Source organism: Phytohabitans flavus, assembly GCF_011764545.1.
Lineage (GTDB): Bacteria > Actinomycetota > Actinomycetes > Mycobacteriales > Micromonosporaceae > Phytohabitans > Phytohabitans flavus.
In genome coordinates this window covers 3,528,118-3,544,890 of sequence record NZ_AP022870.1, presented here as the reverse complement: position 1 = coordinate 3,544,890, position 16,773 = coordinate 3,528,118, and the positions used below count along the sequence as shown (strand labels likewise).

Annotated in this window: 16 protein-coding genes and 2 pseudogenes; 12 read left to right on the top strand and 6 right to left on the bottom strand. The window is 71.1% G+C overall.

Features of this window, described 5'->3' with window-relative positions; translation table 11 throughout:
• Positions 1-27: 27 nt before the first annotated feature.
• Together Pflav_RS15475 and Pflav_RS15470 are read right to left on the bottom strand one after the other, a co-directional pair.
• Positions 28-606, bottom strand: coding sequence for an RNA polymerase sigma factor (locus Pflav_RS15475; protein ID WP_173036799.1), 579 nt, complete (start codon positions 604-606; stop codon positions 28-30).
• A 147-nt stretch (positions 607-753) separates the two neighbouring features.
• Positions 754-1,668, bottom strand: coding sequence for a LysR family transcriptional regulator (locus Pflav_RS15470; RefSeq protein ID WP_173036798.1), 915 nt, complete (start codon positions 1,666-1,668; stop codon positions 754-756).
• A gap of 176 nt (positions 1,669-1,844) precedes the next feature.
• Between Pflav_RS15470 and Pflav_RS48735 the strand changes: the two genes are divergently transcribed.
• The 12 genes and pseudogenes from Pflav_RS48735 (at position 1,845) to Pflav_RS15415 (ending at position 14,170) form a co-directional block, all read left to right on the top strand.
• Positions 1,845-1,916: a putative leader peptide gene (locus Pflav_RS48735; protein ID WP_377310658.1), complete on the top strand. Its 72-nt coding sequence runs from the start codon at positions 1,845-1,847 to the stop codon at positions 1,914-1,916.
• Between the two features lie 95 nt (positions 1,917-2,011).
• A complete protein-coding gene (locus Pflav_RS15465; protein WP_197938572.1) occupies positions 2,012-3,418 on the top strand; it encodes an NtaA/DmoA family FMN-dependent monooxygenase in 1,407 nt (468 codons plus the stop codon).
• 24 nt (positions 3,419-3,442) lie between these two features.
• Positions 3,443-5,065 (top strand): ABC transporter substrate-binding protein, encoded by a 1,623-nt coding sequence (locus tag Pflav_RS15460; RefSeq protein ID WP_173036797.1) that lies wholly within the window; start codon positions 3,443-3,445, stop codon positions 5,063-5,065.
• Between the two features lie 7 nt (positions 5,066-5,072).
• Positions 5,073-6,857, top strand: a complete 1,785-nt coding sequence (locus Pflav_RS49280; RefSeq protein ID WP_197938571.1) for an ABC transporter permease subunit — start codon at positions 5,073-5,075, stop codon at positions 6,855-6,857.
• Positions 6,854-8,205, top strand: a pseudogene (locus Pflav_RS15445) (ATP-binding cassette domain-containing protein); the annotation flags it as partial. The gene Pflav_RS49280 and the pseudogene Pflav_RS15445, both read left to right, overlap by 4 nt.
• A gap of 174 nt (positions 8,206-8,379) precedes the next feature.
• Positions 8,380-8,514 (top strand): oligopeptide/dipeptide ABC transporter ATP-binding protein, encoded by a 135-nt coding sequence (locus Pflav_RS48715; RefSeq protein ID WP_415624385.1) that lies wholly within the window; start codon positions 8,380-8,382, stop codon positions 8,512-8,514.
• Positions 8,511-9,698: an SfnB family sulfur acquisition oxidoreductase gene (locus Pflav_RS15440; RefSeq protein WP_173036795.1), complete on the top strand. Its 1,188-nt coding sequence runs from the start codon at positions 8,511-8,513 to the stop codon at positions 9,696-9,698. Before Pflav_RS48715 ends, Pflav_RS15440 begins: the two co-directional genes overlap by 4 nt.
• A 181-nt stretch (positions 9,699-9,879) precedes the next feature.
• Complete coding sequence (locus Pflav_RS15435; RefSeq protein WP_173036794.1) at positions 9,880-11,031, top strand: LLM class flavin-dependent oxidoreductase; 1,152 nt, start codon at positions 9,880-9,882, stop codon at positions 11,029-11,031.
• Complete coding sequence (locus Pflav_RS15430) at positions 11,028-11,543, top strand: NADPH-dependent FMN reductase (RefSeq protein ID WP_197938570.1); 516 nt, start codon at positions 11,028-11,030, stop codon at positions 11,541-11,543. The genes Pflav_RS15435 and Pflav_RS15430 overlap by 4 nt, the downstream gene beginning before the upstream one ends.
• Positions 11,540-12,043, top strand: a complete 504-nt coding sequence (locus tag Pflav_RS15425; protein WP_173036793.1) for a flavin reductase family protein — start codon at positions 11,540-11,542, stop codon at positions 12,041-12,043. The genes Pflav_RS15430 and Pflav_RS15425 overlap by 4 nt, the downstream gene beginning before the upstream one ends.
• A gap of 95 nt (positions 12,044-12,138) precedes the next feature.
• Positions 12,139-13,308, top strand: a complete 1,170-nt coding sequence (locus Pflav_RS15420) for a UDP-N-acetylglucosamine--N-acetylmuramyl-(pentapeptide) pyrophosphoryl-undecaprenol N-acetylglucosamine transferase (protein WP_173036792.1) — start codon at positions 12,139-12,141, stop codon at positions 13,306-13,308.
• A gap of 82 nt (positions 13,309-13,390) precedes the next feature.
• Positions 13,391-14,170: a formylglycine-generating enzyme family protein gene (locus Pflav_RS15415; protein WP_232071444.1), complete on the top strand. Its 780-nt coding sequence runs from the start codon at positions 13,391-13,393 to the stop codon at positions 14,168-14,170.
• Between the two features lie 84 nt (positions 14,171-14,254).
• On the opposite strand, the gene Pflav_RS15410 is transcribed toward Pflav_RS15415, so the two are convergent.
• The 4 genes and pseudogenes from Pflav_RS15410 to Pflav_RS15400 all read right to left on the bottom strand — a co-directional run bounded on the left by Pflav_RS15410 (position 14,255) and on the right by Pflav_RS15400 (position 16,697).
• Positions 14,255-15,259: an NAD(P)/FAD-dependent oxidoreductase gene (locus Pflav_RS15410; protein ID WP_173036791.1), complete on the bottom strand. Its 1,005-nt coding sequence runs from the start codon at positions 15,257-15,259 to the stop codon at positions 14,255-14,257.
• 12 nt (positions 15,260-15,271) lie between these two features.
• Entirely contained in the window at positions 15,272-15,739 is a 468-nt protein-coding gene (locus tag Pflav_RS45585) for a hypothetical protein (RefSeq protein WP_232072682.1), read from the bottom strand.
• 27 nt (positions 15,740-15,766) lie between these two features.
• Positions 15,767-15,886, bottom strand: a pseudogene (locus Pflav_RS45580) (acyltransferase domain-containing protein); the annotation flags it as partial.
• 415 nt (positions 15,887-16,301) lie between these two features.
• On the bottom strand, positions 16,302-16,697 hold the full coding sequence (locus Pflav_RS15400; RefSeq protein ID WP_173036790.1) for a RidA family protein: 396 nt from the start codon (positions 16,695-16,697) through the stop codon (positions 16,302-16,304).
• Positions 16,698-16,773: the final 76 nt, after the last annotated feature.

Genomic DNA, 16,773 nt, shown 5'->3' with positions numbered 1-16,773 from the left:
GAGAATGCGTTCCAAGGTCGCACAGCGTTACACCCCCTCGCCATGTCGAGACTCTTGCCACCGGGCCAGCACCTCGGCGTGCTGGGCGAGGCGGCGCAGCCCACGCATCGCCGCGACCCGTACCGCGCCAGGGCGCTTGCCCAGTACCTGCGCGGTCTGTGCCACGTCGAGCCCGGCCACGACGCGCAGCGTCACCGCCTCGGCCTGATCCTTGGGCAGCGTCGCGATCACGCCGAGCGCCCAGTCGGTCTCGGACCGCTCGACCACGTCGTCGGCCACATCCGGTCGGCGGCCCGGCAGATCGTTTTCGGACAGATCGTGCGGCGCCTCGGGCCGGCGCCGGGCGCGCCGCCGCTCGTCGATGGCACGGTTGCGAGCGATCGTGAACAGCCATACCCGGAACCCCGCCGGCGACCCGTTGAAGCCGCGCAGGTCGCGGGCGGTTTGCAGCCACGTTTCCGAGGCCACGTCCTCGGCGCTCTCGCCGACGATCACCCGCAGGTACCGCAGCAGCGGCGGCTGGTGCGCCCGCCACAGCGCGGCGAATGCCGTGGCGTCCCCGCGTACCGCCGCGGCGAGTGCCTCCGCGAGTTCCTCGTCCTGCAAAGCCCCGATCCCGTCGCCTGCCGGATGTGCCGAGGCAGCAGGCTACAACGCCGCTGACCAGGGACGGAGCGCACATATTTGAGTGCGGTGGGCGCAACTTCAACGGGGTCGCGTTACCGATCATCGGACGGTACCGACCGGCGCCCGTCAGGCCGTGCGGACCGGCAACGGTTGCCGGGCCTGTTCGCGCAGGTGTCCGAGCACCTGGAGGACGGCCGGTAGCACTCGTGCCTGACGGCGGTGCAGCGCGGTCATGGTGACGACGGTGGTGTCGCCCGCGAGCGGCCTGGTCACGATTAGGCCGGCCCGCTCGAGTGGGTCGCCGAGCACGCTGTAGTCCGGCAGAACGGTGAGCCCGATGCCTTCGGCGACCATCATCTTGCCCATCTCGGCGCCGTCCGTGGAGTGCCACGCGGCAGGGAGGTCAGACCCGAAGAGCCGGTGGGCGAACCGGTACATGAGATAGCCGGAGCGCATCGCGACGAAGCGCTCCCCGCGCAGGTCGTCCGCCGAGACAGCGGCCTGCGCGGCGAGGGGGTGCCCGGCCGGCAGGACCGCTGCGGGACGGCCCACGAGCAGGGGAGTGGCTTCGAGGTCGGGCGGCAGGTCGTCGCCGTCGAGCAGGTTGACCAGGCCGAGATCCAGGGTGCCCTCGGCCAGCGACACGTGGATCTCGTCCTGCTGCAGGTTGCGTACTTCGACCGCCGCACGGCTGTTCGTCGCCTGGAAGGCCCGCACGGCCGGCAGGACGAGCGAGGCGGTACCGGCGTTGACGGTGCCGATACGCAGCATCCGCCGCGTGGCCAGCTGGTCGCCGGCGGCGGCCTTGAGCCGGTCGACCGACTCCAGCACGTCGACGATCGGCTGGAGCAGCTCCCGGCCGGCGAGGCTGATCCGCGCGCCGGAGCGGCGCCGGTCCAGCAGCGTCACGCCCAGCTCCCTTTCGAGCTTTCGGATGGCCTCGCTGATGGCCGGCTGCGAGACGTGCAACTGCTCGCTGGCTCGGCGTAGGGAGCCGTAGCGGGTCACGGCGGCAAGGTATTCGAGCTGCTCGATGCGCATGGGAGTACTCCGGTGGGGTTGTGATCGGGGGTGGTTTTCGGGTGATCGGCATTGCCTTCCATGAGATCGCTTGCGCTCCAACTACCTACTAAGCCTATAGTCTTGGTAGGGAATGCGTCGACGTGACCTCCCTGACTCAGCGGCCGGTTCGGCCCACCACGCGCGAGGAGGTGCCGATGAACGGGCTAGCGCTTGTCACCCGCCGGCACATCGACCTCCTGCGCACCGCCAGCGGTCTGTGTCGGTGAGCTGACGCGGCCGTCCGGGCCGTGCGCAACCGTCCGAAAACACCCCCCACCTACCGCGGCGCCTTCGCGTCCGTGAATGCCGAAGGAGGCCGCCCGTGAGCGGCAGGAAACGCCTCATCCTCAACCTCTTCGAGATGAACTGCGTCAGCCACATCACCCATGGGCTGTGGCGGCTGCCCGACAACAACCGCGAGCGGTTCAACGACATCGAGTACTGGATCGAGCTGGCCAAGCTGCTCGAGGAGGGTGGCTTCGACGCGGTCTTTCTGGCCGACGTGGTCGGCACGTATGACGTGTTCCGCGGGTCGGCGGCCACCGCGATCCGCGAGGGCCTCCAGATACCCAACAACGACCCCGCGTCCGTGGTACCGGCGATGGCGGCCGTCACCAAGCACCTCGGCTTCGGCATCACCTTCTCCACCACCTACGAGCCGCCGTTCGCGTGGGCACGACGGATCAGCACCCTCGACCACCTCACCAAGGGTCGAGTGGGCTGGAACATCGTCACGTCGTACCTGCCCAACGCCGCCCGCAACTTCGGGCACGACGGCGAGGTCGAGCACGACAAACGGTTCGAGATGGCCGACGAGTACCTCGATGTCCTCTACAAGCTGTGGGAGGGCTCGTGGGACGACGACGCGATCGTCGCCGACCGCGACGGCAAGGTCTTCGCCGACCCCGCGAAGATCCGTCCGATCCACCACGAGGGCCGGTGGTTCAAGGTGGAAGGGCCGCACCTGCCCGCACCGAGCCGGCAGCGAACCCCCGTCCTGTTCACCGCGACCGCCAGTGCGGCCGGCACGAAGTTCGCCGGCAAGCACGCCGAGGTCGTCTTCACCGGTGGACCTGACACGGACAGCTTGCGCAAGACGATCGCCGGCATCCGGCAGGCGGCGGTCGCGGCGGGCCGGCGGCCCGACGACGTCCGCTTCGTCACCATCGCCGGCGTGATCGTGGCACCCACCGAGGCCGAGGCCAAGGCGAAGCTGGCCCGCTACCAGGAACTCGCCAGCGCCGACGGCTACCTGGCCCACGCCAGCCTGCCCTGGGACCCGACCGCCCTCCCGCCCGAGGCGAAGCTCAAGGACGTCGCCGGCGACGGTGGCGGGGTCGGCCGCTGGCGCACCTTCGATCCCGAGCAGACCGTGGGCGAGTTCGCGGCGGGCTTCGGCGACCTGGGCCGCCAGCCGCTGCTCGCCGTCGGCAACCCCGAGCAGGTAGCCGACGAGATCGAGCGCTGGCTCGACGAGGTCGGCATCGACGGGATCAACCTGCTCCAGTACCACTCCCACGAAACCGCCCGCGACTTCATCGAGCTCGTCGCGCCCGTCCTGCGCGAGCGCGGTCGCCTGCGCCGTGAGTACGACGAGCACGAGTCCCTGCGCGACCGCATCTTCGGCGAGGGGGATCGGCTGCCCGAGCGGCACTTCGCCACGCGGTACCGAGGCGGAGCCCACCTGCCGGTGACCGGCATCGCGGACCCCGTGTCACTCAATGCCTGACCAGCGACAGAAGGAAGCATAGAGATGAGAAGGACCTTCGCTGCCCTCTCTGGCGCCGCACTCCTCGCGCTCACCGCGTGCGGCGGCGGTAGCAGCGCCGGCGCGTCCGGCGGGACCCCGACGACCGGCGGCACGATCATCTACGGCCACGTGCAGGAGCCGCCGTGCATCTTCGGCGGCTGGATCCAGCAGGCGTACATCTCCCGCCAGGTGCTCGACGGGCTCGTGACCATGGCCGAGGACGGCAGCGTCAAGCCCTGGCTCGCGACGCAGTGGTCGGTGTCGCCGGACGGCACGAAGTACACGTTTACCCTCAAGGACGGCGTGAAGTTCACGGACGGCACGCCGGTCGACGCGGAGGCGGTCGCCTGGAACTTCGACTACTGGGAGAACAAGGGCGGCAACGGTACCGCGAAGGTGTCGATCGACCCGTACTACAAGGCGGCCAAGGCACTGGACCCGACACACGTCGAGATCAGCCTGCACGAGCCGTACCCGCCGTTCCTCCCGCTCATCACCCAGGGCTACTTCGGCATCCAGTCGCCGACGGCGTTCGAGAGCCGAGGCGAGAAGGAGAACTGCGAGAAGCCGATCGGCTCGGGCGGCTTCGTCGTCAAGGAGTGGAAGCACGGCGAAGAGGTCGTACTCACCAAGAACCCCGACTACACGTCCTGGCCGGCCACCGCGAAACACGAGGGCCCCGCGATCGTCGACGAGGTGCGCTGGAAGTTCGTCGCGGACGCCGTGTCCCGCTACGCCTCACTGAGCACCGGCGAGTCGCATGTGGTCTACGAGGTGCCGACGGTGAACTGGAAGGACGCGCAGTCGAGGTACCAGACCATCCGCTACATCACGCCCGGCAAGCCGGTGTCCTTCTTCATCAACACGCAGGTCGGGCCGTTCAGCGACAAGCTCGTCCGGCAGGCGTTCGCGTACGGCGCCGACCGGAAGGCAGCGGTCGAGGCGGGCTTCCACGGCGTGATCCCCTACGAGGGCAACCCGTCGGTCAGCCAGGCCACGCCGGGCTATGACGCCGAGGTCGCCAAGGCCTACGCCTACGACCCCGCCAAGGCCAACCAGCTGCTCGACCAGGCCGGCTGGACGGCGAAGAACGCCGACGGGTTCCGGACCAAGAACGGCGTGCCGCTGACCATCAAGCTCGTCTACGGCTCCGGGTTCATCTTCACCCACGAAGGCGCCACGGTACTGCAAGTCCTTCAGGAGCAATGGAAGCAGATCGGCTTCGACATCAAGCTGGTCCCGGCGACCCAGGCCGAACTGTGGGGCGGCAAGTACTCCGACCCGAGCACGTTCGACGCCACGCCGTCCTACTGGACCAGCCCCAGCTCCGCCATCCTGTGGATCGTCTGGCGGCCCTCCACAAAGGACAACCCGAACCTGAACAACCGGTCGTTCTACAACAACGAGGCGCTCTCCCAGACGATCCAGCAGGCAAACGGCGAGCCGGATGCCGCCAAGGCGAGCGCCCTCTACGGCCAGGCGCAAAAGCTCATCCAGGACGACGCGGCGGGCATCGGGCTCTACACGCAGAACTCCACATACGCCATCGCGCCGAACCTCAAGGACGTCTGGCTCGAGAAGAGCCAGGGCGAGCCCGTGTTCACCGACGCGTACTTCACGAAGTGAGACCGCGATGAGAGTGAAGCGGATCTTGTTCAAGGTGGCGGCCTCGGTGGTCGTGATCGTGGCCGCCGCCTCCGTCACCTTCTTCGCCCAGCTGGCGGTGCCGGGCGACCGGGCCACCACGCTGATGAACCTGCAAACCGGGCAGGAGAAGAAGTGGACGGCCGAGGAGCTGGCTCCGCTCAACGAGAAGTACGGCTTCGACGACCCGATCCTGGCGCAGTACCTGGACTACGTCACCGGCCTCTTCCGCGGTGACCTCGGTACGTCGTACACGCAGAAGCGGCCGGTGACCGAGGTGATCTTCGGGCAGCTGCTGCCGAGCCTGACCCTCACGGTCGCGGCGCTGGCGGTCGCCTGGCTGCTGGCGCTCGGGGTGACGCTGCTGACCGTCAAGCGGGGCCGGATCCTGTCCGGCCTCGGGAGCGCCTGGGAGGCGTTGACGGCCAGCCTGCCGCACTACTGGGTCGGCGTCGTCCTGCTCGTGGTCTTCGCGGTACAGCTCCGCCTGTTCCCGATCATCGGAGGCACCACCGCGTTGGGCACCGTACTCCCGGTGCTGACACTGGCGATCCCGCTCGCCGGCTTCCTCGGGCAGGTGACCCGCGACGAGTTCGTACACGTGCTGGAGCAGCCGTTCGTGACCACCGCCCGCACCCGGGGATGTCCGACCTGGGGTACGGCTGCGGCACGTCCTGCGGCACGCCGTACTGCCGGCGATCACGCTGTCCGGCTGGGCGCTCGGCGCCCTCGTCTCGGGCGCCGTCATCACCGAGAACATCTTCGGCCGGCCGGGGATCGGGCAGGTGCTGGTCACCGCGGTCAACACCCGCGACCTGCCAACCGTGTCGGGCATCGTGCTGGTGGTCGCGGCCGTGTACGTGGTCGCCAACCTGCTTGTCGACCTGGCCTACGCGGTGATCGACCCCAGGCTGGCGGCGGCGCGATGATCACCAAGGTAGCGATGATCACCAAGGTAAAGGTGAGGGCACCGCTCTCGATCGGGACCGCTCTGTCCCTGCTGTTCGTCGGCCTCGTCCTGATAGCGGCGATCGCACCCGGCTTGCTCACCGACCGCAGCCCCACCGCGATCGACCTGGCCTCGGCCCTGCAACCGCCGTCCTGGCAGCACCCGTTCGGCACCGACGACGCCGGCCGGGACCTGCTCACCAGGGTCATCTACGGATCCCGCCAATCTCTGGGGATCGGCCTGGGTGCGACCGCGCTGGCGTTCCTGATCGCCATCGTTCTGGGGTTTACCGCGGCCCTGCTCGGCGGCGTGGTCGACGCGGCGATCACCCGAGTGCTCGAAGTCGCCTTCGCCTTCCCCGCCCTGCTTCTCGCCCTGCTGGTCATCGCCGTACGCGGGCCGTCCCTGTACACCGAGATCATCGCCGTCGGCATCGGGTCGGCGCCCGGCTACGCCCGGATGGTCCGCGGCCAAGTCCTCGCCGTACGGCAGGCCGGCTTCATCGAGGCGGCCGCGGCACTCGGACACTCACGGTTCGCGGTCATCCGCCGGCACCTGTTCCCGAACGCGATGCGACCGCTCGTGGCGGTCCTCACCCTGGGCGTCGGCCAGTCGATCGTGTGGGCCTCCGGGCTGTCCTTCCTCGGCCTGGGCGTCCCGCCACCGAGCCCGGAATGGGGCGCGCTGCTCGACGCGGGCCGCCTCCACATCACCACCTCCTGGTGGCTGGAGATCCTGCCCGGCCTCGTGATCGTCGTGGTGACGCTCGCGGTGACCGCGCTGGGCCGCACCCTGCAGAACCGACTCGGAGGAGCCGCCCGATGACCACAGTGGACACCCGCCTCGAAGACCGGGTGGATCGGCGAGCCGGTACAGCTTCGCTCCTGCACGTGGAGAACCTGCGGGTCGCCTTCGCCGGTACCGAAGTCGTCAAAGGCATCTCGTTCACCGCCCGGCCGGGCGGCTGCCTGGCCATCGTCGGCGAGTCCGGGTCCGGCAAGAGCGTGACCGCCCGCACCCTGGTGGGGCTGACCGGGGCCCGCTCCCGGGTCACCGCCGACCGGCTCGACCTCGCCGGCACCGACCTGCTGCACACCTCCGAGCGGGCCTGGCGCCGGGTGCGCGGCAGCCGCATCGGCTTCATCCTTCAAGACGCGCTCGTCTCGCTGGACCAGCTCCGCAGGGTCGGTGACGAGGTGGCCGAGCCGCTGCGGCTGCACGGCTGGGGCACCCGCCGCACCCGGGCCGCGAAGGCGGTCGAGCTGCTCCGCTCGGTCGGCGTGCCGGAGCCGGAGGTGAAAGCGCTCCAGCGGCCCTACGAGCTGTCGGGCGGCCTGCGCCAGCGCGCGCTCATCGCCTCGGCCATCGCCCTGGACCCACCGCTGCTGATCGCCGACGAGCCGACCACCGCACTCGATGTCACCGTGCAGGCCCAGGTGCTCGACCTGCTCGCCGCCGCCAAGGAACGAGGCACGTCGATCATCCTGATCAGCCATGACCTCTCCGTCGTGGCCCGGATGGCCGACGAGGTCGCGGTCATGCGGGACGGTGAGATCGTCGAGCACGGCCCAGCCAGGCAGGTCCTCTACGAGCCGCGGCACGAGTACACCCGGCTGCTGCTCGACGCGATCCCTTCGGAGCACACCCGAGGCTCCCGGCTGACCGGCCCGGCCGTCCGTGTCCGCCGGCCGGTCGACCGCGACCGGCCGGTGCTCCAGGCGCACAACCTCGCCAAGGTGTTCCGCGGCCCCGACAAGGTCGACCGGACGGTGGTCAACGACGTCTCCTTCGAACTGTTCGGCGGCGAGACGCTCGGCATCGTCGGAGAGTCCGGCTCGGGCAAGACCACGTTGGCCCGGATGGCGCTGGCGATCCTCCCGGCCACCGAGGGGAGGTGCTGCTGCACGGCGCACCCTGGTCGGCGTTGTCTCCCGCCCAGCGCCGACCGCTACGCAAGCAGATCGGCGTGGTCTACCAGGACCCGCTCAGCTCCTTCGACCCGCGCTGGTCCGTCGGCCAGATCCTGACCGACGCGCTCGCCACCGCCGTCCGCCCGCCGAGCACCAAGACCGAGGCCCGGGAGCGCGCGGTACGCCTGCTCGAGCAGGTTGGGCTCCGCGAACACCACCTGAACGCGGCGCCGCTGCGGCTCTCTGGCGGGCAGCGGCAGCGGGTCGCCATCGCCCGCGCGCTGGCCCCGGAGCCGTCGGTCATCGTCTGCGACGAGCCGGCCTCCGCACTCGACGTCTCGATCCAGGCCCAGGTGCTCGACCTGCTCACCGACCTACAGGACGAGCTGGGCGTGAGCTACCTGTTCATCTCCCACGACCTCGGCGTGATCCACCACATGAGCGACCGGATCCTCGTCATGAAGGACGGCCGGGTCGTCGAGCACGGCACCGCCGACGATGTTTTCGAACGGCCGCGACACCCGTACACGCAGCGACTTCTCACCGCCGTGCCACGGCTGAGGTCGACATGACCGGCGTACCCGTACTCGCCTCGGCCGAGGCGGTCGCTGTCGCCGCGGAACTCGCCGCCGGCTTCGCCCAGGACGCCGCCGAACGCGACGCGCGACGCATCCTGCCGCTGGCCGAAGTCGACCGGCTCAGCGAGTCCGGGCTGCTGGCGATCACCGTCCCCGCCCGGCACGGCGGGGCCGACCTGCCCGTGGAGACGGTGGCGGAGGTGTTCCGGCTGCTGTCGGTCGGCGACCCCAACATCGGCCAGATCCCGCACAGCCACTTCGTCTACGTCAACCAGCTGCGGCTACAGGGCACCGACGCCCAGCAGAAGCTGCTCTTCGGTGAGGTGCTGGCCGGCCACCGCTTCGGCAACGCCCAGTCGGAGGCGAACACCCGCCACGTACGCGACATCAGGACCACGCTGACCGAGGACGGCCCGGGGCACTGGCGGCTCGACGGCCGCAAGTTCTACGCCACCGGAGCGCTGCTGGCCCACCGCATACCGGTACTCGCGCACCTGGGCCCCGACGGTCCACTGCACGTCGCCTGGGTCGACCGGCACGCCGCGGGTGTCGAGGTCGTCGACGACTGGAACGGGCTCGGCCAGCGCACCACCGCCAGCGGCTCCGTGGTGCTGCGTGACGTGGCCGTACCCGACGATCTCGTCACGCCGTACGCGCTCACCTTCGAGGGGCCGCAGACCTACGGCGCGTTCGCACAGGTACTGCACGCGGCGATCGACGCCGGCATCGCCCGCGCGGCACTGACCGACGCCGCGTCGTTCGTACGCGAGAAGAGCCGGCCCTACCCGGACGCGAACGTCGAGCGGGCGGCCGACGACCCCCTCGTGGTGCGGGCCTTCGGGGAGATCGAGCTGGCCGTACGCGGGGCGGAGGCACTGCTGGCCGAGGCCGCCCGCACCATCGACCGCGCCAACGCCGACCTGACCGCGCACTCAGCGGCGGCCGCCTCCGTCGCCGTCGCCGCGGCCCGGGCGGCCACCACACACGCGGCCCTCGAAGCGAGCAGCCGGCTCTTCGAGGTGGCCGGAACCCGGTCCGCCGCCGCCGGCCTCGGCCTCGACCGGCACTGGCGCAACGCCCGTACCCACACCCTCCACGACCCCGCCGTGTGGAAGATCCAGCACCTCGGTCGCTGGGCCGTCGACGGCACCCCACCCCCCAACCACGGACAGGTGTAAGCCATGACCGACTGCACCGAGCGGCAGCATGCCGCACCAGCCCGCGACCTCGCACGCGAGGGCCAGAAGGGCATGGCAAAGGAGGCTCAGCCATGACCGACTGCACCGAGCGGCAGCATGCCGCACCAGCCCGCGACCTCGCACGCGAGGGCCAGAAGGGCATGGCAAAGGAGGCTCAGCCATGACCGACCTGAAGTTCCACTGGTTCCTCCCCACGAACGGCGGCGACGGCCGGCACATCGTCGGCGGCGGCCACGGCACCCCCGCCGGCTCGGGCGGGCGTCCCGCCTCCGTCGCGTACCTCGGCCAGATCGCCCGGTCGGCCGAACAGCTCGGCTTCGACGCCGCCCTGACCCCGACCGGCGCCTGGTGCGAGGACGCCTGGATCACCACCGCCATGCTGAGCAGCGTCTCCGAGCGGCTGAAGTTCCTCGTCGCGTTCCGGCCCGGCCTCACCTCACCGTTCCTCGCCGCGCAGATGGCCGGTACCTTCCAGAACCTCTCCGGCGGCCGGCTGCTGCTCAACGTGGTCACCGGGGGCGAGAGCCACGAGCAGCGGATGTACGGCGACTACCTCGACAAGGACGCCCGCTACCAGCGGTGCGGGGAGTTCCTCGACATCGTCCGCGCGCTGTGGTCGGGCAAGCCCGTCGAGTTCGAGGGCGAATACTTCCAGCTCTCCGACGCGGTCCTGGCCCAGCTGCCCGATCCGGCGCCGCTGGTCTACTTCGGTGGGTCGTCGCCCGCGGCGCTGGACGTGGCGGCCCGGCACGTCGACGTCTACCTGACCTGGGGTGAGCCGCCGGCCGCCGTCGCCGAGAAGGTACGGCGGGTGCGCGAGCGGGCCGAGCGGGAGGGCCGGACCCTCGGATTCGGCCTCCGGGTGCACAGCATCGCCCGGGACACCGCGGAGGAAGCCTGGGCCGAGGCCGGCCGGCTGCTGGCCGGCATATCCGAGAAGCAGATCCGCGAGGTACAGGCCGGCCTGCACCGCAGCGAGTCCGAGGGCCAGCGGCGGATGCTCGCCCTCAACGGCGGGACCAAGGACGGACTGGAGATCCACCCCAACCTGTGGGCCGGTGTCGGGCTGGTGCGCGGCGGCGCCGGCACCGCCCTCGTCGGCAGCCACCAGCAAATCGCCGACCTCATTCAGCAGTACGTCGACGTGGGGATCACCGAGTTCGTGCTCTCCGGGTACCCGCATCTGGAGGAGGCCTACAGGTTCGGCGAGGGCGTGCTGCCCGAGCTGTCCCGCCGAGGGCTCTGGCACCACCCAGCGCCCGCCCGGGCGTTGTCGGCCTCGGTGCCGTTCGGCGCGGCGGTGACGCGGTGAGCGCGCGGGTGGCGGTGGTGGTCGGAAACCCCCGGCCGGCGAGCCGCACGCTCCACGCCGCGTCGTACGTCGCGCGGCAGCTCGCCGGCCGCGAGCCGGACCTGACCATCGACCTGGCCACCCTGGGCCCGGCCCTGCTGGACTGGGCGGACCCCGGTGTGGCCGACCTGGTGGCCGAGGTCGGTGCGGCCGACCTCGTCGTGGTGGCGAGCCCGACCTACAAGGGCACCTACACCGGCCTGCTCAAGCTCTTCCTCGACAGGTTCGCCGGCGGTACAGGCTTGCGCGGCCTCGCCGTCCCCCTGCTGCTCGGCGCGGCACCGCAGCACCACCTGGCCGCGGAGCTCACGCTGCGGCCGGTGCTCACCGAGATCGGCGCGACGGTACCCGGACGGGGCCTGTTCGTCATCGACCGGCAGCACGACGACCCCGCGGCCTACGCCGACTGGCTCGCCGCCACGAGCCCGGTCGTCGCGGCCTTCCTACGGACCCGGGAGGAGGCAGCCCGGTGACCACGCTACGCACCAACCAGGATCTCGACCCCCGCCGCCTGCGGGAGGTCTTCGGCATCTTTCCCAGCGGGGTGGTAGCGGTCGCCGCCCACGTCGACGGCGCTCCGGTCGGCCTGGCGGCGAGCTCGTTCACCTCGGTGAGCCTGGACCCACCACTTGTGTCGTTCTCCATCGCCAACGCCTCGAAGACGTGGCCCGACCTGCGGCGCGCGGCGCATCTGGGCGTCACGATCCTGGCCGACCACCACTCCACCGTCGCCCGCCAGCTGGCCGGCGACGTCGGCAAACGGTTCGACGGACTGGCCATCACCGCGACCTCCGACGGGGCGGTCACCCTCGACGACGGACTGGCCCAGTTCGACACCACGATCCACCACGAGATGCCCGCCGGCGACCACACCATCGTCCTGCTGCGCCTGCACGCCGTCCGTACCGGGCTGACCGACCCCTCACCGCTGGTCTTCCACCGCAGCCGCTTCGGCCGCCTCCAGCCTGGCTGACAACGCGACCGGGGCCCGTCCGCTGACTCCCTCCGGCCACCGACCCGTAGACTGGCGGGGCTCGTCCGCTCGTGTCCGCGACTCTCGGAAGCCGCATGTCCCTCTACAGCGCCAGCCACCTCCACCGTCTTCGCATGATCGTGACGGGAGGCGGCACCGGCGGTCACACGTATCCGGCTCTGACCACGATCTCGACGCTGCGGGCCCGGCTCGCCGAGAGCGGCACCGAGCCGGAGCTGCTCTGGGTCGGTGTGCAAAACGGTCTGGAAGCCAAGATTGCCACCCGGGCGGGCGTTCCGTTCCGGGCGATCGTCACCGGCAAGCTGCGCCGCTCGACCAACCCCCGTGACCTGCTCCGCAACTTCGTCGACGCGTTCCGGATCCCCTTCGGTGTGCTCCAGGCCGTGGCCATCGTCGGCCGCACCAAACCGGCTGTCGTGCTCTCGACCGGCGGATACGTCTCGGTGCCGATCGGTCTCGCCGCGCGACTGTTCGGCGTGCCGTACCTGCTGCACGAGCAGACCCTGAGCCTCGGCCTCGCCAACCGGATCCTGGCCCGGTTCGCCACCCGGGTCCTGCTCAGCCATGAGTCCTCATTGGACCACGTGCCGGCTCGCGCGCGGAGCCGGAGCGTGGTGACCGGAAACCCGATCCGGAGCGAAATCCTGGCCGGTGACCGCGCCAAGGGCCTGGCGGCTTTCGGCCTGGACCCGGCGGTGCCGTTCGTCCTGGTCACCGGCGGTGCGACCGGTGCACGCCAGGTCAACCAGATGCTGACCGCGGTGCTGCCTGACATCCTGCCGTACTGCCAGGTCGTCCACCAGTGCGGCAGCCTGGACATCGCCGAGATGCGGCAGGTCGCGGCCGGCCTGCCGCCCGCGCTCGCACACCGGTACCGGGTGCTGGACTTCATCCACGAGGAGATGGCGGATGTGCTCGCCGCCGCCGACATCGTGGTGGCCCGCAGTGGCGCCGGGACGGTCGCGGAGCTCACCGCGCTCGGCAAGACCTGCGTCCTCGTGCCGTACCCGTACTCCGCCGGCGGCGAACAGCGCATCGCCGCCCGGACCCTGGCGGCCAAGGGCGCGGCCATCATGCTCGACGGCGACGAGGCCACGCCGGACCGCCTGCGGGACACGATCAGGGGGCTGCTGGCCAACCCGGCGCATCGGGTCGCGATGGCGCGGGCAGCGGCCGAGCACGGACGCCCCGACGCCGCCGACCGGGTGGTCGCCGAGGTGCTCGCCGCCGCCGCCCGAGGCTAGCGGCCCGTCCACTCAGGACACGCCGTCGCACTCCTGCCGCACAATCGGTGCGGGCTAGCCAATTGCCGATATTCTGCCGGCCGTGAGCTTCGATCCAGGACCCGAGTTCAGCAGCCTCGTCATCTCTGGACGCCCCGCGTGGCGGCACGACGCATCGGGAGTGCTGTTTCGGCTGGTACCGGCCGGCACGTTCACGATGGGCCTGTCCGACGCCGAGGCCGAAGCACTCAAAAACATCGCGGCCGGCGCCGAGACGGAGTACGTCAGCGCCTTCCTCGACGGCGCTGACCGCATGCGCCCGGTACGGCCGGTCACCGTCGGCGCGTTCCTGCTGGCCCGCCACCCGTTGACCATCGCGCAGGTCAGGCAGTGGCTGCCGGACTACGAAGACGACTACGCCGACCGGCCCGGCGACCCGGGCTTGGCCGCCCGGCTCGAGGACGAGCCGCTGGAGACGCTGCTCAAGGCGCTGCCGTTCCGCCTGCCGACCGAGACCGAGTGGGAGTACGCCGCGCGCGCCGGCACGACCACCCTCACCTGGGCCGGAAACTCTATTGTGGACGAAGACGACCTGCTGGACCGCTTCGACGACGAAAACGATGTCGCGGCCACCGAAAACGCCTTCGGCCTGGCCGCGATGGGCTCCCTGACCGAACGGTGCGCCGACACCTACCTCGACGGCTACCATCACCTCGCTCAGGGGGCCGCCGCCCACTACGGCGAAGGGCCCTCGGTCGTCCGCGGCGGCGCCTCGGACCTGAGCCCCTGGCAGTCCTGCGGCGAATGGCTGGCGACGCTGTCCGCGAGCCGAGCCTCGCAGGACATGTTCACCTCGATCCGCCCCGCCCTGGACGCCGGCTGACGGCCTGCTCCCGCGGCTTCACCCTCCGCGATACACCACCCCACCGCCGGCCTCGCGCCGGGCGGCGCGCGGCTCGCGCCCCGGTTAGAAGCGGTCGAGACGGCAGCCGGCCAGCATCGGCGCGACGGCGCCGTCGACCAGCTCCCGCGCGACCAGGCGGCCCACGGCCGCGGCGAGCGTGACCGCGGAGTGCAGCACCGCCACGTAGAGGCCGGGCACCTCGGCGACCGGGCCGACGATCGGCTCGCCGTCGGCCGGCATGGGGCGTAGGCGGACTCGGGTGCTGAGCAGCTCGACGTTCGCGGCGCCGCGGAAGGTGGACGGGACGGCGGCGAGAGTCCGTTCGGGAGAGTCCGCGGCGGCGACCAGCCGGTCCGGGGCGACCTGCCGGAGATCGAAGTCCGGGGTGTTGACCACGGTGCGGACCAGACCGGCCGGAGCGCGGAGCCGGGAGAGCGTCGCCGGCGACGGGTCGACCGGGACGCGTACGCCCAGCGGCGCGGCCAGCGCGGCCGTGGCTACCCCTGCCGCGAGCACCACAGTCGTACCGGATAGGGGTCCTGCGGCCGTCTCGACCCCGACAACCCGACCGGCGGCGTCCCGGCGGACCGCGGTGACCGGGGTGTCCGGATGGACCTGGGCGCCGTGGGCGCGGGCACCCGCGACCAGCCGCTCGGTCACGCCCACCGGGTCGACGCAGCCGTCACCGGGCGCCCAGACGGCCCACCGCGGGGGCTGCCGCAGGGCGGGCTCGAGCGTCGCCGCAGTGGCCGCGTCCACAATCTCCTGCCCGGGCCCCGCCTCCGGCGCACTGTCCGTCGTGCCCCAGGACAGGGAGCCGGACCAGGTCACCGGGAGTCCCGGGAGTTCGGCCTCGAGCCGGTGGTACTCCTGCGTCGCGGTCAACCGCAGCGCGGCGGCCCGACCGGTGCGGACGCCGGACGCTCCGATCCAGGCGAACGAGTCTGCCGTCACGCCCGCACCCGGCCGCCCGGCGTCGACGAGGGTCACGACGGCACCGGCCCGGGCGGCGTGATAGGCCACCGAGGCGCCGACGATGCCCGCGCCCACCACGATGATCCTAGGCATGGCGAACGTCAATCAGATGGGGAGGTGGCCGCGGCGGATTTGCCAGTGGCGGCCGGCCTTCAGGTGGTCGACGATCGCGCGCTGGAGCGTGGTGCGGCGCGGCAGCTGGTCGAGCGGCGCCGTCAGGGTGCGGAACACGAACCGCATCACCTCGACGTCGGCGTCCAGCCACTGCGGCTCCTCGTAGGGCTCCAGCTCGAACCTCTGCTGGAAGCGGACGATGTTGGAGTCCTCGGGCAGGTACTCCCGCAGTTGCGGGTCGAGCAGCCACGAGCCGCAGGCGAAGTCCGCGTAGCGCTCGTCGGGAAAGTGGCGCGGGAAGAACGCGCGGGCCTCGTCGAGCGACGCCGTGACCGCCTCCGGGGTCATCGGCCCCGACTCGGGGATGTGCAGGTCGATGGCGGTGCCACCGCGGTGGTACTGGAGCCGGCCCAGCTCGTAGATGGCGCCGCGCGCGTGCAGCGTCAGCCAGCCCTGCATGACCGGCCAGCCCTCACGATGCATCCGCCGGTCGATCGCGAGGTTGCGGCCCAGGTCCGCGAGGCTCGCCCACGACACGGCATCGGCGACGCCGTGGTCGCGGTGGTACCCCATGACGACGTCGACCAGGGCCAGGTACGCGTACACGTAGAGATGCCGCCAGGCGTACCCCGCTCGCGCGGCAGCTCCGGACCGGGCGGCAGCCACTCGTGGCCCCCGAGATCGGCGCGGACCAGGGCGATCGAGCGGTCGAGCAGCCAGCGCAGCTCCACAGTCCACAGTGGGGAGTCGGGGTCGGGCCAGCCCGCCATGATCTCGGCGGCGTCGTCCGGCCGCACCGCGAGCCGGTCGAGGATCGCGGGCGCGTCGGCCTTGGCGGGCAGCGGGGCCGACGGCCGGTCGCCGGCGAGCCGGTGCACGCGGTCGACCTCCTCGACGGGCACCCCGAGCCGGGCGGCGGTGTCGTCCAGATCCACGCGGATGATTCTACCGGCCGGGTGAGGTCGCCCCGGCTGCTCGTACCGGGTCGACCGGCACGAGCAGCGGAGGCGACGGGTTCGCGTTACGCGACGGCGGTGCCCTCAAGCTCGACCATCTGGCCGGGGATCGCCAGCCGTGTCACCCCGAGCATCGTGGTGGTCGGCGCCACCCCGGCGGCACCCAACCGCGACGCCAGCAGGCCATAATGCGGGAACAGCAGGTCGACGTCGGTCGTGTAGACGTTGAGCCGGACGAGGTTGGCCAGGGACATGCCGGCCTCGCCGAGCACGGCCTCCAGGTTGTCGAGGCTCAGCGCCAACTGCGCTGCCATGTCACCGTCATGCTGAGGCTTGCCGTCGCCGCTCATCGCGGTCTGCCCGGAGCAGTAGAGCGTCCGGGCGTGCCCGGAGACCACCTCACCCTGGTTGAACCCCATCTCCACCGACCACGTCACCGGGTTGACTGCCGTTCGTTCCATTGCCACATGAACTCCATTCGATCTTTGGCGTCGTCTTGAGGAGCCTCCCAACAAATCACGACACCCTGTGTCGTGT

Bases quoted from the DNA above. Each gene is read 5' to 3' on its own strand.
- Pflav_RS15470 (WP_173036798.1), bottom strand. From the start codon at position 1,668: ATGCGCATCGAGCAGCTCGAATACCTTGCCGCCGTGACCCGCTACGGC.
- Pflav_RS49280 (WP_197938571.1), top strand. From the start codon at position 5,073: ATGAGAGTGAAGCGGATCTTGTTCAAGGTGGCGGCCTCGGTGGTCGTG.
- Pflav_RS15435 (WP_173036794.1), top strand. From the start codon at position 9,880: ATGACCGACCTGAAGTTCCACTGGTTCCTCCCCACGAACGGCGGCGAC.
- Pflav_RS48715 (WP_415624385.1), top strand. From the start codon at position 8,380: ATGAGCGACCGGATCCTCGTCATGAAGGACGGCCGGGTCGTCGAGCAC.
- Pflav_RS15420 (WP_173036792.1), top strand. From the start codon at position 12,139: ATGTCCCTCTACAGCGCCAGCCACCTCCACCGTCTTCGCATGATCGTG.
- Pflav_RS15460 (WP_173036797.1), top strand. From the start codon at position 3,443: ATGAGAAGGACCTTCGCTGCCCTCTCTGGCGCCGCACTCCTCGCGCTC.
- Pflav_RS45585 (WP_232072682.1), bottom strand. From the start codon at position 15,739: ATGCAGGGCTGGCTGACGCTGCACGCGCGCGGCGCCATCTACGAGCTG.
- Pflav_RS15400 (WP_173036790.1), bottom strand. From the start codon at position 16,697: ATGGAACGAACGGCAGTCAACCCGGTGACGTGGTCGGTGGAGATGGGG.
- Pflav_RS15410 (WP_173036791.1), bottom strand. From the start codon at position 15,259: ATGCCTAGGATCATCGTGGTGGGCGCGGGCATCGTCGGCGCCTCGGTG.
- Pflav_RS15440 (WP_173036795.1), top strand. From the start codon at position 8,511: ATGACCGGCGTACCCGTACTCGCCTCGGCCGAGGCGGTCGCTGTCGCC.